The organism is Marinicrinis lubricantis (genome assembly GCF_042658665.1).
In the GTDB taxonomy this organism is placed as follows: domain Bacteria; phylum Bacillota; class Bacilli; order Paenibacillales; family KCTC-33676; genus Marinicrinis; species Marinicrinis lubricantis.
In genome coordinates this window covers 1-878 of record NZ_JBHSQV010000058.1, presented here as the reverse complement: position 1 = coordinate 878, position 878 = coordinate 1, and the positions used below count along the sequence as shown (strand labels likewise).

The following is an 878-nucleotide window of genomic DNA, read 5'->3' as shown; positions in this document are numbered from 1 at the left end:
GAATACTTAAAAAAGCAGTATCCAAATCTATAAATGGAGGAATGCCAACTTATCCAGATCGCTATCACATTATTGAAGAAATGAAGGACCGTTATCCAATTACGTGGCTTACTGAAATGGCAAAAGTAGAGCGTTCAGGTTACTATAAATGGTTGAAAAATGGCAAGGTATCGTTACGTAAACGTGAGGATGTTCGATTAAAGGAACATATTTTAGACATTCATCAAACGCATAAAATGTACGGCTATCCTCGTATGAAAATGGCTTTACGAGAGAAAGGCTTCAAGGTGAATCATAAAAAAGTATATCGATTAATGAACGAATTAGGCATCCAATCAATTATCCGTAAAAAGCGTCGTGTGTGGGGAAATCGTATTTCACGTGTATTCGATAATGTGTTAGAACGCAAATTCAAGGAACGTACAGTCAATGAGGTACTCGTTACGGACATTACGTATTTACCAACAAAAAATGGCTTCCTGTACCTGTCAGCTGTTCAAGATTTATATAACAACGAAATCGTCGCATGGAAAATTAGTGAACGAAACGATTTAGAGTTAGTGATAGATACATTGCATGAATTGGCGGCAAAAAGAAATGTGTATCGAAGCATCCTCCACTCGGATCAGGGCTACCAATACACATCTATAAAGTATCACCAAAAGGTAGAACAGCTCGGCATGATTGGCAGCCATTCTCGTAAAGGAAACTGCCATGACAACGCTTGTATTGAGTCATTTTTCTCTCATTTTAAAAGCGAGTGTTTGTATCTGTTAAACGACAATTCTGAGGAAGAAATTAGACAAGCCGTTGAGCAATATATCTACTTCTATAACTTCCAACGCTTCCAAAAACGACTCAACCATCTGGCACCGATA

The 878-nt window shown here is 37.9% G+C and carries 1 protein-coding gene; it reads left to right on the top strand.

What is annotated here, in order from left to right; all coding sequences use genetic code 11:
* On the top strand, positions 1-878 hold an 878-nt coding region (locus ACFPXP_RS08010), incomplete at both ends, for an IS3 family transposase (protein ID WP_379893715.1).